This window comes from Paenibacillus sp. PCH8, from assembly GCF_002968835.1.
GTDB lineage: Bacteria > Bacillota > Bacilli > Paenibacillales > Paenibacillaceae > Paenibacillus.
In genome coordinates, this window is the sequence record NZ_PKQK01000005.1 from 165,746 (window position 1) to 180,502 (window position 14,757).

The 14,757-nt window shown below is 45.0% G+C and carries 15 protein-coding genes; 6 read left to right on the forward strand and 9 right to left on the reverse strand.

Annotation, left to right across the window (positions count from 1 at the left end):
* Positions 1–42 precede the first annotated feature (42 nt).
* On the forward strand, positions 43–294 hold the full coding sequence (locus C0Q44_RS29910) for a hypothetical protein (protein WP_146113510.1): 252 nt from the start codon (positions 43–45) through the stop codon (positions 292–294).
* A 21-nt stretch (positions 295–315) separates the two neighbouring features.
* On the opposite strand, the gene sda is transcribed toward C0Q44_RS29910, so the two are convergent.
* Positions 316–459 (reverse strand): sporulation histidine kinase inhibitor Sda, encoded by a 144-nt coding sequence (gene sda, locus C0Q44_RS24735; protein ID WP_017692430.1) that lies wholly within the window; start codon positions 457–459, stop codon positions 316–318.
* 357 nt (positions 460–816) lie between these two features.
* The gene (locus tag C0Q44_RS24740) at positions 817–1,476 is read right to left on the reverse strand and encodes a YheC/YheD family protein (protein WP_105409870.1); all 660 of its coding nucleotides are present in this window, start codon (positions 1,474–1,476) and stop codon (positions 817–819) included.
* Positions 1,477–1,713: 237 nt separating this feature from the next.
* Between C0Q44_RS24740 and C0Q44_RS24745 the strand changes: the two genes are divergently transcribed.
* Both C0Q44_RS24745 and C0Q44_RS24750 read left to right on the forward strand, forming a co-directional pair.
* On the forward strand, positions 1,714–1,968 hold the full coding sequence (locus tag C0Q44_RS24745; protein ID WP_105409871.1) for a hypothetical protein: 255 nt from the start codon (positions 1,714–1,716) through the stop codon (positions 1,966–1,968).
* 26 nt (positions 1,969–1,994) lie between these two features.
* Positions 1,995–3,521 carry a Ppx/GppA phosphatase family protein gene (locus C0Q44_RS24750; protein WP_105409872.1) on the forward strand — a complete coding sequence of 509 codons (1,527 nt, stop codon included), beginning with the start codon at positions 1,995–1,997 and terminating at the stop codon, positions 3,519–3,521.
* On the opposite strand, the gene ppk1 is transcribed toward C0Q44_RS24750, so the two are convergent.
* Positions 3,481–5,562, reverse strand: coding sequence for a polyphosphate kinase 1 (ppk1, locus tag C0Q44_RS24755; protein WP_105409873.1), 2,082 nt, complete (start codon positions 5,560–5,562; stop codon positions 3,481–3,483). The genes C0Q44_RS24750 and ppk1 overlap by 41 nt on opposite strands.
* 250 nt (positions 5,563–5,812) lie before the next feature.
* Here ppk1 and C0Q44_RS24760 point away from each other — a divergent pair, with 250 nt between their 5' ends.
* The 3 genes from C0Q44_RS24760 (at position 5,813) to C0Q44_RS24770 (ending at position 8,429) form a co-directional block, all read left to right on the forward strand.
* Positions 5,813–6,040 (forward strand): hypothetical protein, encoded by a 228-nt coding sequence (locus C0Q44_RS24760; protein WP_105409874.1) that lies wholly within the window; start codon positions 5,813–5,815, stop codon positions 6,038–6,040.
* Positions 6,041–6,389: 349 nt separating this feature from the next.
* Positions 6,390–7,439, forward strand: a complete 1,050-nt coding sequence (locus C0Q44_RS24765) for a glycoside hydrolase family 53 protein (protein WP_105409875.1) — start codon at positions 6,390–6,392, stop codon at positions 7,437–7,439.
* A 510-nt stretch (positions 7,440–7,949) separates the two neighbouring features.
* On the forward strand, positions 7,950–8,429 hold the full coding sequence (locus C0Q44_RS24770) for a hypothetical protein (RefSeq protein WP_105409876.1): 480 nt from the start codon (positions 7,950–7,952) through the stop codon (positions 8,427–8,429).
* Here C0Q44_RS24770 and C0Q44_RS24775 read toward each other — a convergent pair.
* The 6 genes from C0Q44_RS24775 to C0Q44_RS24800 form a co-directional block, all read right to left on the reverse strand.
* Entirely contained in the window at positions 8,415–8,753 is a 339-nt protein-coding gene (locus C0Q44_RS24775; RefSeq protein ID WP_105409877.1) for a hypothetical protein, read from the reverse strand. The genes C0Q44_RS24770 and C0Q44_RS24775 overlap by 15 nt on opposite strands.
* A 186-nt stretch (positions 8,754–8,939) precedes the next feature.
* Positions 8,940–9,818: an EamA family transporter RarD gene (rarD, locus tag C0Q44_RS24780; RefSeq protein WP_105409878.1), complete on the reverse strand. Its 879-nt coding sequence runs from the start codon at positions 9,816–9,818 to the stop codon at positions 8,940–8,942.
* A 242-nt stretch (positions 9,819–10,060) separates the two neighbouring features.
* Positions 10,061–10,990: a response regulator gene (locus tag C0Q44_RS24785; protein ID WP_105409879.1), complete on the reverse strand. Its 930-nt coding sequence runs from the start codon at positions 10,988–10,990 to the stop codon at positions 10,061–10,063.
* Entirely contained in the window at positions 10,987–12,711 is a 1,725-nt protein-coding gene (locus tag C0Q44_RS24790) for a histidine kinase (RefSeq protein ID WP_181151165.1), read from the reverse strand. The genes C0Q44_RS24785 and C0Q44_RS24790 overlap by 4 nt, the downstream gene beginning before the upstream one ends.
* Positions 12,712–13,001: 290 nt before the next feature.
* Entirely contained in the window at positions 13,002–13,643 is a 642-nt protein-coding gene (locus C0Q44_RS24795) for an NAD(P)-dependent oxidoreductase (protein WP_105409881.1), read from the reverse strand.
* A gap of 340 nt (positions 13,644–13,983) precedes the next feature.
* Positions 13,984–14,340 carry a HesB/IscA family protein gene (locus C0Q44_RS24800; RefSeq protein ID WP_105409882.1) on the reverse strand — a complete coding sequence of 119 codons (357 nt, stop codon included), beginning with the start codon at positions 14,338–14,340 and terminating at the stop codon, positions 13,984–13,986.
* Positions 14,341–14,757: the final 417 nt, after the last annotated feature.

The window sequence follows — 14,757 nt, forward strand, 5'->3', positions numbered from 1 at the left end:
GGTATCTTACTCCTGAATGAATCTATATCAGGAGGGATACCCTTGTCTTATATATGCCCGCTGTGTAACGGTCTGGTTGTACCGGAGCAGGCTTGCCCCCACTGCCTTCAGGGACTGTCAGAATGCGGCAAATTGAACGACTACACCGGACCATACAGCCCCTACGAATTCCAACCTTCCTCTGACACGGCAGACGAAGCCGAGAACGTTTGCAATCATGTGATGTACTGTCACCATTGTCAGACTCGTACGCTATGTCCTGTCTCACTATGGGACTTGTCCGGAAACCTGTAATATTGCCTGCAATGAGGATCTCTAGTGAAGAATGGCAGATACGTCGGTACCCAGTTTGCGCTTATGGATCTCTGCCAACAGCAGTGCGATGAAATCTCGTTCGAGATTCAACTCAATCGCCTTATGGTAGGAATCCAATAACATCTCATCGGATAACATAGCCATTTTCCGCCACAACCTTTCCTTTTTTTTCCTCAAAACTATCATATCAGAGATTTATATAGAGAACAAGCGTTCTTGTTATCCACAACGATATGTGGAAATCCTGTGCATAGTTTGTTGATAAATGGTAAAAATGCTGATTGATCAACGTGTATAGTGTGGACAGTATTTATGCACAGGTATGTTGTTAGTCGAACAGAACGTTTAACAGAATATTTTTTTCGGAATAAATTCATAGTTTCAAGAATGTGATGCGAGTATCTTACCCAACAATGTAAAATTCCAAACGTTTTTCATTCCATTTTCTACTATATATAATATCGGTTTTTCTTTGGTTTTCTTTAGCTTTTCCATCCATTTTCACTGAGGTCTGGTGTTTACTTCCAGAATCCATATCTTGCCTGAATGATCCAGTCCATAATCAAAACCAAGCTGACCCACGCCAGGAAACTGACTCTCCATAATATAAGTACATGTCAGTGTAAGTGAGCGCATCTCCCGGCGTTTGTGCCGACCTGATATGTGCGGCAGAGAGAGACCCAAGGCTCTTCTTCCGGATAGCATGGTGCCACCCTTACTCAGATTCGTTACACAGAGTCCCGGACGAGCGACCCGTCCCACCAGGGAACGGAATACCCAACCTCTCTCCGTCTTAACGACTTTGACTCTATAATCAACAGGTCTTCCTTGAATCGTTGCCAGATGAATTCCTTGCTGGATCAAGTATCTGCGTCTCGCCTTTACACGGATCAGAGAGCGATACATCTGCCCGTAACTTGCGAAAGAACGAGTGGTTTTCAGATGGGTGTATCGGTAGGCCCCTCCGCTTGCGGATACCCGGATGACACCGTAACCTCCGCCACCTACAATAGGTTTAATGTACACCATTCCATAACGACTGAGCATGAGCAGCAGATTCCCCGAGTTGAACGCCTTGGTCTGTGGAATATGGACAGCCGCAACCGGGTATTTCATCAGTGCCGCTGTCTTCAGCCATTTGCTTGCAAGCTGTCTCGACATGGGTTGATCTCCTTCCTTGGAACAATAGTCCTTCCTTATACATACTCAACAGGAGCCTTGCTTTCTTGTATGTTTGTCCACGGCAGGGGCCCCTTTCCATGGAACATGTCCAAGGATGAAGGTGTGAAACGGGAACAAGAGCCTGGTTTACTTTTCAAACCAATCAATCTGTCGTATGCTACTAAGGAATGGCTTGGAAGGGCTTAAATATGAGGATCTAAGGAGCGTTCAGAAGAAATGGAAACATTTTTCAAATCACTGTATAGCGTAGCCTATTTTGCAATGTCGATCGTTCTGGTAGCCGTCACGGTACTTCTCTTTGTCACAGGTATCCGACTCTTTATTCAAAAGCGCAATCGCGGCTTTGCCGTGAGTTGTCTTATATTTGCCTGTTTCATCGTCTTTATCATTGTTGTTATGCTTACTACGCCCTTCTCTGCAACACCTCCGGGCTCGCCGGAAGCCATGGCCGCCCTACTTCACTTCGGGTAGTTGAAACTCTGTAGAAGGAGATGCTTATGACACGTAATGAAACCTTAGGAATTATTGATATTGGCTCGAACTCCATTCGTCTTGTGATATACGAACTGGACCATGACGGAGCCTATCGCATCATTCATGAAGACAAATACGCTGCTCGTCTGAGCAACGTTGTGGAACCGGATGGAACGATTCTGCGCCATTCACTGGATAACGCTATCACGGTCTTGCGTCAATTCAAGGCTACTTGCGAGGCGTATCAGACCAAACTAATCCGTGCGGCTGCTACGGCAGCGATTCGTAATGCGGTCAATGTTACGCTGATTATAGAGTGGTTGGAGACCGATACAGGGCTCACCATTGAATGTGTATCTGGAGATCGGGAGGCCTATTATGGTTTCCTGGGTGTCACCCAATCCATTGACCTGGAAGACGGTTACGTCGTGGACATTGGAGGCGGCAGTACTGAGATTACGGTCTTTCGGGATCGGAAAAGGTTACATAGCATCTCCCTGCCCATTGGTGCTGTGAACTCTCACGCCCGTTATGGTGGTGAAGACCAATGGACTGAAGAAAATGTAACTGCGCTATGTAATGATGTGATCCAGGCGCTCCGTGGACAGGATTGGATTCATGACCATCCCGGACTGCCACTCATTGGTCTCGGAGGCACGATGCGAACACTCGCCAAAGTGGAACAGAAGCGTGTCCAGTATTCGCTGCCTGTCACTCATCATTTTGAGATTAGTGAGGAAGCGATGGAGAACATCGCTCGCTCCTTGCCACATCTAACCTCCGCACAACGCAAAAAGGTACCTGGACTCGCCAAAGATCGCGCAGATATTATTGTTCCAGGCGTATTGATCCTGCGGACGATCTTCCGCTTGATTCAGGGAGATTGCTATGTGGTTAGCGGAGCGGGATTGCGAGACGGATTGCTGCGAGACTTCCTGGCTTCGGGTCAGCCCGTGGTTCCGGATGCACTGAAGGACAGCATTCGCAATTTCCTTCATTTTGGTCCGCCTGTTCCGAAGAAACATCTGCACAGAGTTCATCAGGATGCACTTACACTGTATACGGCATTACAGGATGCCCCTCCTGAACAAGCAGATGCACGAATTCTGTACGCGTCCTCCATGCTGCACTTGGCTGGTCAGCAGATTAATTATTTCCGTTATACACAGCACTCGGCCTATTGGATTATGAATGCTAGCATCTATGGACTTTCTCACCGGGAGACGATCCTTAGTGCCATCGCAGCTGATTATCATCCCAAAAGAAGAACGCCCCAGTTGCTGAGCAAGCACCAGGACATTCTGAAGGATTCGGATGAACAGCATGCTCATCGATTGGGCTCTCTGCTGTGCGTGGTGAAAGCCATCAATCGTGCCGAGAGCATCGTTGCAATCGAAGCAACCAAAGAAAACGACTCGCTGCTGGTGAAGTTCACCTGTACAGCCGAGCCGTTACTTGAACTTAGCGACCTTGAAGAGGCCGTTAAGGATATGCAGGAAGCCTGGGGAGTTACGTTAAGACACTCCATTCAGCAGGCTTCCAAGGGATAATTCCCATTGCCTCCGTCTGACTTCTCAGCGGGGGCTTTTCATTTTCTACAAATACATAGTTGCCACCAGGCATAAGTTCTCTCGCTTTGACATTATCATTAAGGGACAGATTAAGAATATCGACCAGCATCTTCTTCAGCTCGGGATCGAAGACAGGACACATGAGTTCAATTCTTCGATTCAGGTTACGTGTCATCCAGTCTGCACTGGAGATAAATACATCCGGGTTCCCATTATTCTCGAAATAGAACAACCGGGAATGCTCCAGGAAGCGATCCACAATGCTGATGACCCGAATATTCTCACTGAGTCCCTCTACCCCCGGACGCAGGCAACATACGCCGCGCACAATCAGATCAATCTGCACGCCAGCTTGGGATGCCTCGTACAATTCATCAATCATATCCTGATGGGATAAGGAGTTGATCTTGGCAATAATCCTGGATGGTTTGCCATTCAACGCATGCCCCGTTTCCCGGCGAATCAGTGCAAATAATTCCTCCTTCATACCATCTGGCGCAACGTGGAAAGCTTGCAGTGCCTTAGGACCGGAATATCCAGTGATCTCATTGAACAATTCGGATGCATCTTCACCGATAATCGGATTGGACGTGAACAGTCCCACGTCCGTGTATACTTTGGCTGTACTCTCATTGTAGTTACCCGTTCCCACGTGAACATAGCGTCTTAACCCCTGCTGTTCCCTGCGCACAACCAGAATGATCTTGGCATGTGTCTTCAGCCCAACCAGTCCATATACCACGTGACAACCTGCTTTCTCCAGCTTACGGGCCCACGCAATGTTACGTTCTTCATCGAAACGTGCTTTCAGTTCGACCACAACCGTGACCTGCTTGCCACTCTCTGCTGCATGAGCAAGTGCGGGGATGAGCCGTGAATCCCCATTGACGCGGTATAGCGTCATCTTGATAGCCAGAACCCTTGGATCTTCCGAAGCCTCCAATATAAAATCGGTGACCGGTTCAAACGATTCGTACGGATGATGCACCAGTACATCCCGTTTGCGCAGCAGCTCAAAATGACTTTCTCTTGGCAGAAACTCAAGTGGATACACCGGCTTCACTGGACTATATTTCAGGTGTGAGAAACCTTCCAGACTATCCACGAATCCGGCCAGGAAACTCAGATCGAGTGGTCCATCTATTCCGTACACCGGGTCCTGAATATCGAATTCATCCTGCAACTCTAGCAGAGCATCTGGACGAAAATCTTTGCAGACTTCCAGTCGTACAGGGGCTCCACGGCGTCTGCGGCGCAGTTCTTTTTCAATGGCCTCCAGCAGATCTCCAGTTTCTTCTTCATTAATGAACAGATCCGCATTGCGGGTCACCCGGAACTCTTGCGCAGCCAGCGAAACGTATCCGCTGAAGAGGGAATGAATATGATGTTTGATGAGGTCTTCGATCAGAATGAACGTTTTCTTTTTGCTATTTGCCCGAATAGGAGCCTGAACTACCCGTGGCAGATTGGAAGGTACCTGAACGATAGCCATAAATGGCTCGCCCGATTGTTCATCTTCCTTCTGCAGCATCACAGACAGATAGACTGACTTGTTGTGTACCAGTGGGAATGGACGACTCTGATCAATGGCCATCGGTGTGAGTACCGGAAAAATAATTTCATGAAAATATTGGTCCATTGCGCGCTGCTGTGTCACATTAAGATCTGTATATTCCTGAATGTTTACGCCTTTCTTGGCGAGTAGACGAGTGAGTTCATGATAAGTTTTATATTGCTCGGCGACCATAGTGCCGATTCGTTTGATCAATCTGCGGTACAATCCCGCAGGCGTATACCCTGTAAAATCCTTTTGCGTAAATCCGGCCTTGATCTTCTCTTTCGTCTCCGCCACCCTAACACTGACGAACTCGTCCAGATTACTGGCGACAATACCGAGAAACCTCATGCGTTCCAGCAGAGGTGTTGTAGGGTCCTGAGCCTCCTGGAGCACACGCCGATTAAATTCAACCCAACTCAAATCACGATTAACGTAGTTCCCTGTTTTGACATCTCTATGCATGTATGGCCTCCGAATGTGTTGCGTATCTTTTCTTGTTTAGATGCTCTCCTATAATTGTACTATTCATAATCGACTCCAAGCGTCAGCGCAGTGTAAAATCTACGTAAAATTTATGTAAATGATACCTCATAGCCGCAACATTTTCCATCCCTTTACAAAGAGCAACAGACAGAGTAAAGTGAGGTACAGTGTGATTTGGTCCGGTAGCTTGTTCTCATTTTAAAAACAGAGTTAATAGAAGGAGTATATAATGAAATCCAATAAACCTAGAACGTTACAAAAAAATATAGAGTTTTTCACGGCTGCGCTATCCCAATGTTTGGTCACGGCATGGCAGGAAGACCCAGCTGGCGTCTACTGTGAAGTGGGATCCGGTATCGTGGAGCGAATCAGTGAAGACAGCGTGCGCATTCGAAATAATGATGGGACAAAGAGTCATTATGCACGAGATATCACGATGTTTCAGACCGAAAAATAATTTTGCATTTAATATGAAAAAAGACTAGCTTTCCGAAACAAGGTGTTGTATACTCTTGCCACAAGGAAAGGAGGTGCGTCAACATTTCTAATCATATGTTGAACGTGTCCCTTACTCGATCCACTAGCTCAAAATAAAATGAGTTTGGTGGAGGCGCGGGATACGGATCAATGTTTAAAAAAGCGCCACGGGTAAAAAAGCCGTCTTCGGACGGCTTTTTGTTTTGTCTTTTACATGTAGAGAGGTTGAAAAAACAGCCAAAATATTGGAAATGGGCCCTTTAGTTGAGTGAATCAAGACCGCTATACTTAGGAAGTAACTCATCCCATATCCAAGGAGGCATCTTGTTATGTTCCAAAATGTAAGGGGTTTCAAGACATCCATTGCTCTGGTTTTTGTTTTGTTGTTCACCTCTATTATGTTGCCCGCAGGCCAGCATGCTAATGCAGCACCGAGTTTCGCCAAAGGAGCGGACATCAGCTGGGTTCCCGGGATGGAAGCCCAAGGCTACAAATGGAAAGACAAAAACGGAGTCCAACGGGACATCATTGATATTTTGAAAAAAGACTATCAGATTAACTCCGTTCGTATCCGGGTCTTTGTTAATCCATCGAATGATTATGGTAACGGTTACATGAATAAGGATCGCGCGGCTTCCTTAGCACAACGTGCCAAGAATGCGGGTATGAGCGTTATGCTGACCCTACACTACAGTGACTCTTGGGCAGACCCGGGCAAACAAACCAAACCTGCCGCCTGGAAAAACTACACGTTCCAGCAATTGATGGATGCCGTCTGGAACCACACACGCGACGTGATGACTACGATGCAAAGCAAAGGGGTTACCCCGGATTGGGTACAGATCGGTAACGAAACCAGCAACGGCATGTTATGGGAAGATGGCAAAGCTTCCACTAATATGAAAAATTATGCGTGGTTGGTGAACACGGGTCATAATGCGGTCAAATCTTTGAGCACCGGCACCAAAACCATTGTGCATCTGGCCGGTGGAGATGATAACGCCCTCTACGTATGGAATATTGGAGGTCTGATCAATAACGGTGCCAACTTTGATATGATCGCGATGTCCCTCTACCCTTCATCTTCCGGCTGGAATACGGCCGTAACGAATACGGTGAACAACGCCAAGGATATGATCAACCGTTATGGTAAAGAGATCATCATCTCCGAAATTGGCATGGACAATAATCAGGCTGCAGCTGGTAAAAGTTTGGTAGCGGCGATGAAAAACCAAATCCGCAATCTGCCGAACGGCAAAGGAAAAGGCGTATTCTATTGGGAGCCTCAGGCTACCCCTGGTTATAACGGTGGCTATAGCAAAGGCGCATGGCAATCGAATGGTGTGCCAACTGTGATCATGGAAGGATTTATTGACTAGGAACGGTGGGTAGAAGTACGGGCTTTGGGGCAGCGTGGTGGGCGTTCCGGTGGCGGATCGTTCTTATGATCGCTGTTATCCCCAGATTTTTATGAATTCCCTTATAGGGGGAAAATCCGGGGATAGCCTATGCTTCCGATGTAGCTTTCTTGCAGAAAGCTTTTAGGCGCACGCTTCGCTTCTTCAGAATCAATTCCGCCCCCTCCACTACGTTGCTGCTCTATGAGGTACTTCTAAAACCGTGTGTAGTCAAATGGATTAAGTAGTAAGGTAAAACAGGCAGAGAGCGCTACCCCGGTGGGAGTAGCGCCTTTTTTTTGCGTTGAAGCGAGCTGTACAGCTGAGGGTTGCAATTTGGTGTGTTGGAGGGTGCTGCGGGTGGCAATTTCAGGGGCAGACCGTTCTTATGAGCAGGCTGAACGCAGATAGTCTTTTCGCTTATATATGAATATAATAAGATTACAATCATGCAAGACTTGGGATAACTTATTTCAGAGATGGGGAATATGTATGAGTTTTTTAAAAGGCATGGGTCAATTGGCTGGGGAAGTTACCGGGAAAGTATTGGGCGGCAGTGTGAGGGTTGTGGGTGAACTTGCGGGAAGTCCCTTTATCAAAGAAATTGGGAACGGCGTAGAAAAAGCTACCATTAATACAGGCAAAACTGTTGGACAACTGGCTAGCGGGACATATGATCTGGCGAGTGGTGCAATTCGAAAAGACGATACCGCCATAGACGCGGGGCTTGCCGATATTGGAGGTGCCGTAACCAATACTGCAAAAGGTGTAGCGATATCAGCTAAGTATGTGTATAAAGGTGGTAAGGATGTCGTCGTGGGCTTGAAAGAAGATGATACGGACAGAGTTAAGCTTGGCGCCAAGAATCTTTTGGCTGCTGCTGCGGTGACAACGCTCGCTGTCGGTGTGGTTGATGCAGTTGATGGGGTTGAAGGTGTGGAAACGGCAGAATCCGGATTAGATCATCAATAACACGATAACCGAAGAAACACAGCCTAGCAGGGCAACAAAAATATGGAGACAACTAAATGAGATTTTTTCAAGTAAAATCCGTTGTTTCTTCTGGATAAAGCATGAGTAGATGAACACCGTGACCACAATGGGCAGATATAAATGAATATCCGGACCATCCGTGCTCGGTAATAGTTCATTAATATATCTACCTATCGTTTCGTTGATCATCATAAATCCATATATAATACCGAGTATTGCTGAAATAAAAAACTGAAACAATATCTGAACTACATCATTCTTTAAAAAGAACAGACCACGTTTACGATACAGGTCACTAACCATAATATATCTGTTGCCTCCTCGTTTTTTAATTACTCTTTTTGATTACCGCTCCTGTATTTTACCATATTGATGATCCGCTGCCTTCTTAGTTTTGTCGATCCATCGTTCCCCAACAAACGAAAAACGGCCCTATCCACCTTATTGGTAGACAGGGCAGTTTTGACGATGCCAGGGATGCTCCCTTGTTCAGCTTGCCTTAGCGAGTCTCGTGGCACGCACCGATGCGGCAGCGTATACGACGAGTGATGTCCAGATAAGTGCGAAACCGACGAGCAGAACTGGCGATACCGTTTCCTTGAACACAAACACGCTCAGGATCAACATGATCGTCGGTCCGATGTACTGTACAAAGCCGAGCGTGGACAGTGACATCCGGGCAGCTGCCCGTACAAAGAAAAGCAGCGGCAGCGCCGTCACCACGCCGGAAAGCAGCAATTCGAAGAACATCGGCGCAGGCAGCGTCCATGCTGTTGCTTTTCCCACGACGGCCAAGTAGATCCAGTAGCCCAGCGCCACGGGCAGAACTACAGCGGTCTCGGAAAATAAGCCTACAGAAGGATCTTGCTTGATCTTCTTCTTCGCCAGACCGTATAAGCCGAATGACACGGCCAACGAGATCGCAACCCATGGGAAACGCCCGTAGTCGATGGCTATGATGAGTACCGCTACCCCAGCGATAGCAATCGCGAGCCATTGGCCGCGGTTTGGCTTCTCACGAAGGAAAACAACCGCCAGTAGCACATTCAGCAACGGGTTCAAATAATAGCCAAGACTTGTCTCAACGACATGACCGTTGTTAACTGCCCAGATGAAGATGAGCCAGTTGATAGCAATTAGCAGCCCACTGGCGGTAAGGGACAGCAGGGTCGAACGACTGGTCAGAATTCGCTTCATGTCACCCCAACGACGCTGGATGGCAACAAGAATGCCCATAAAGACGAATGACCAGACTACCCGATGTGACAGAATTTCTCCTGCCGGTACTGTGCTAAACAACTTCCAATAAAGTGGAAGAACCCCCCACATGATATACGCAATAATAGCGTTGATTAACCCATTGTTCATCTTCCATTCATTCCCTTTCTTCTGTGCTCCAATGCCTCAACGGATTATACACCTCGCATGATGAAGAGTACAAATGAACTTGTATAGCCCTTATTCAGTTGGTCGTAACCGCACAGGACGGTACTGTAAAGCCGTATACCTTTGTCATGCATTAAGTTCATGGATAATCATGGCACGTACTAATAAATCGCCCGCACTTGGTCACAGTATGCGAGCGATTTTATTTTTTGGACGCTATTGGTTTAGAGCATTTTTTTCATCTCATAATACTCGGCTTTTGTCTCATCGCCGCGCTCCCTATAAAACTGAATCAGAATATTCAGTGCATTGTCGAACATTACCTCGTAAGGTTGCTGTATACTTAACGTCCATGAATAAGGCTTATTTTCAAATAACATGCCTTTGTACACTTCCACCAGCTGCTTGAGGCTTTCCATGTTACTCTTATCTTCATTATAACTTTCATTGAAGTGTTCGAACTCCAACAAATCCACTTTCATGTCTTCGAGATTGAGACTAATATTCCCGAGTCTGCTCTTGAGCAAATGATGGATTCCAAACGTGTCAAACCGCTTCTTTAAGTTATATTGCGTTGTATATAAGTTCGCATAACCTTTATCCATCACCAAATCCGGCCATAAGTCATTAATGATTCGTTCTCTGGACACCGACTTGCCGTTCATACATACCAAATAGGCAAAAAGCTCCTCTGTTTTTTTGGTTCTCCAATTGTCGTCGATCACTTTCCCAGCTATAGAAACGGCAAAATCGCCAAAACACTTGATCTCGACTCGGTGCCCCATACTGCTTTTACTTCTAATCTTCTTTATTTTTTCCACTGTGACATAAAGCTGTTCGAACTTCACCGGCTTAACGAGAAAATCCAATGCTTTTGTTTCAAGTGTGTCTGTCACATAGGCATGGTGAGCCGATGTAAAAACAAAATCCATATCCGGTCTTTTTTTGAACATCATCCCGAGCAAGGCTATCCCATCGATCTCTGGCATTTCGATATCCAGAAAAGCGAGGTCAGGCTGTATTCTGCTCATTTCATCCAAAGCTATTGCAGGATCTTCATACATGGCAACAACTTCGACACCCGCAATTTTCTCCAACTTGCTTTTCAAGTTCCGCAGCGCATAATATTCGTCGTCTACAATAATAACTCTCATGGCTGCTCCTTAATGGGTATATGAAAATGAACCGCAGTTCCTTTACCCTTCTCGCTGACGATTTGAAGCTGTGTTCCATACTCGGCCTGAAGCCGCGCGTTTATACTGGCAAGCCCAATACCCTTGCCTTTCGAGTATTCAAGCAGGTTATGTTGGTCCGCGTCTTCAATGCCGACACCGTCGTCTTCTACCGATATGAAGTAGCCCTGTTGTAGCTTTTTGATTTTGATCGTAACTGTTCCTGCAATGTTCCTTTTTCGTATCCCATGTTTAATCGCATTCTCTACCAAGGGTTGAATAACGAAGCGCGGCACCTTCAACTCAGTATCTGTATCAATGTCATAGTGGATAACTATTTTCCCAGGGAACCTGGCTTGCTCAATGCGAACATAAAACTTGATTGCATCCAGCTCCTCATCGATAGAAATATATCTCTCCGAATTGCTGTAATCGAATATATTTCTGAGATAATGGGATAAATCGTTGACCAGGCTTCCCGCTTTTTCTTGGTTTTCAGCAATAACTCCTTCGATCACGTTCAATGTGTTGTGAATAAAATGTGGGTCCATCTGCGCTCGTATAAAAGCAAGCTCAAACTGCCTGGATTGTATTTCGGAATTTTCAAATAATGTTTGATTGTATTTCTTCTCTTCATCTAGACTATTGATGATTTCTGCGAGAGATAAGGCAAAGGCAATAGCCGACACACTAGAAAGAAAAAATATGTAATATACCATAATGTAACTTTGAGGTATTACTCCGAAAGCCATCATATAAAACAGAACTACCGACACAAAGCACAGGAGCCATGCAGCTACGAGTTGTGGTGAACGCAAGTTTTTGCGCCTGATTCCTCTAATCATAATTATAAAGTACAATACAAACATCATAGCAGATGCGATTGCACCCAATCCCCCCAACTCTTTACTGATGAAAAAAAAGATCAATAGAGTAATGGGGAAGCAAATGATGAGCACCTTCAAACAAGAATCGATCATGGGAAACTTGGTTTCAGTCTGAAAAATCGCTCTAATAAAAATGGCTATGGAAAGCGACATGAGAATACCGAACCCTGTGGAATATTCCGCAAGCAGGTAAACGTATTTGAAGCCCGTGATATTTATAAGTCCGGCTGTCGCTATGTTCCACAACAAAGTAGTGAATACATAGAAACAGGATTTTAAAAACGTTTTGTTTTTTATAGCTAAGCCCATGATTAGATTATAAAAAAACAATGCCAGCAAAACGCCGAATAAGATGCCACTCGCCCAGACGTTTATCATACTTGTCTTTCTGAAAAGTTCATCATTTACAATTTGAACAATAAAGTTCTGTCCGTATAACGATTGGCTTGTCATGTATATGTACTGATTAGGATCAAAATGAGGCGGAATTTTGATTGCTGGGTAGACATAATCGATCTCATCCGAATGGCTCTTATATGCGTACCCGAAATGCTTTGTTATGTAATCGTTACTTGTCGGGAGGTACAACGTTACATCTTCAAACAGAGGGTTGTTTATTGTAAGGTAATTCAATTCATCCGCGTCATATTGGTTTACTTTTATTTTGAACCATAAGCGAACCGGAGAATAGCCAACTTTGGAATAGTTTCCAGGTAAAGCTGCGAATTGATCGCTGACTTTAACATCGGACAAGGTCATGTTTCCTGATTTGTCCCGTAGAACTTCCATACGGATATCATCTTTAGATTTGTTCACATCCTGAAAGTAAACGACGAAAACGAATCCGGTGCAAAGTGATATTGCTAAAAAAATAGTTATTACTTTGATTCTAAATATAATGAATTCTGATCTCATTGACATACTCCCCAGTAAACTCGAACGTTGTCGACTCTTGGAGTAATTTTACCATGGTTCCGTCCATCCTTCAAAAAGATTTATTATCAATTTTGTTATACTAGGCACTATTACAGAACAATAAGTAAACGGACGCCAATCTGTCGAGATCAGCGTCCGTTTGTTATATTCATTATTATATTTAAAAAGTATTATCTCACTTCTCCAACAACGGTAAAGCGCTCGTTTTTGTGTTGTGGATTCTCGATCTCATCAACCAAAGCAATTGCATAGTCTGCATAACTGATGTAACTGTTACCTTCGCTGTTGACCATAATTACGTCATTACCTGCTTGATATTTGCCTGTGCGTACGCCTTCCGGATTAAAGAATCCAGCTGGGCTTAGGAATGTCCATTGCATACCAGAGGATGATTGCAGATCCTTCAAGTTAAGGCCTTGGTTCGTTGCAGTTGCCTTGTAAGCATCAGGGAATCCTGGGGATTCAAAGACACGCAATGTCTTGGACTCGTCTGTGAACAGGCTCCCTGCCCCGCCTACAACGATCAGACGAGTGTCTGGTGCATCCTTCAGAATGTTGATTAACGCTTGTCCTACTTCTACATGCAGGTTTTCTTTCCCCGCTGGAGCACCAAAAGCATTTACAACTACATCGAACGCTTTAAGATCTCCAGCTGTGAGGTCGAATACATCTTTCTCCAGCATACTCAGACTTTTATCTTCCAATTTGGATGCATTACGAACAATCGCCGTCACTGCATGCCCTCTGTCTGCCGCTTCTTTCAAAATCACATTTCCTGCTTTGCCTGTTGCACCAATGATTGCAATGTTCATCATCAATCTCTCCTTTGATTTCACGTTATTCATGTTTGAACTTCATAATGTAACTATATAAGTTACAACTATTTTTGTCAACTTTCTTTATTCTAACGTTTCGTTTTTTCTTTGAAACTATGCGTTTACCTTTATTTATAAATGAATGAATCAATTTCATAATACCTTTAGCTGCTTCAATTAAGGCTAGATATAGATCGAAACGGTTCATTTTGTCTATATCTAGTTACAAAAAATCCATTTTAGTGAGTTATGAAATTGATTCGAATCCATAAACAAAAAGACCTCCACAACGTCATTAGTACAAGACTAATACGCCGCAGAGGTCGTAATTACAATCTTAACAATCTTTATCCGGTACGCCCGCTTCTTCCTTCGTACGGAAGGATGATCCGCAGCCACATGTGGCTACTGCGTTCGGGTTATGAATGGTGAATCCACCGGTCATGCCGGATTCTTCAAAATCAATTTCCAATCCATCCAGGTATTTCAGGTTTTCCTTCTCTACAACAACCTTCATACTTTGAATATCCATATACAGGTCCTCATCGGACTCTTTATCGTCAAAGCCCATGGCGTACGAAAACCCGGTACAACCGCCCGGTGTTACGCCAAGACGCAGGAACATGCCAGGTGCCTCTTGCTGTGCAAGCATCTCTTTCAATCTGTCAGCAGCCGTTTCGCTGATGTTAATCATGCCAGGTCACTCTCCTTTTCATTAACGCTTCCTTAAATTATACTCCACCCCGTCAAGGGTCTCAAGTCATGTTTGCCTCTTTCCGCGTTCCCCCTGAACTCCTTTTTCTTCCCAGTGTATTGAACCCCCGGGACACGAGGTTTATAATGAATAGGTGGTCGCACTGAAATGTCGATAGTTTGTCATGACTTATTCAGGTGTTGGTCGTAATTGGAGTTGTAATTTTTTTCACATTTCGAGACTGCAACGCAGTCCCCAATGCATATATGAGTCAACCGACTCAAACTTTTTCGAAAAAAATAGCTTTCACTTGCAGCATACGCTGCACCGGGTAAATAAGAGTTAGTCTATATAAGAAAGCGGCAGATGACCGCATCTTTGCTATGTAGTTCTGTATGCAGATCCTACACACAACTC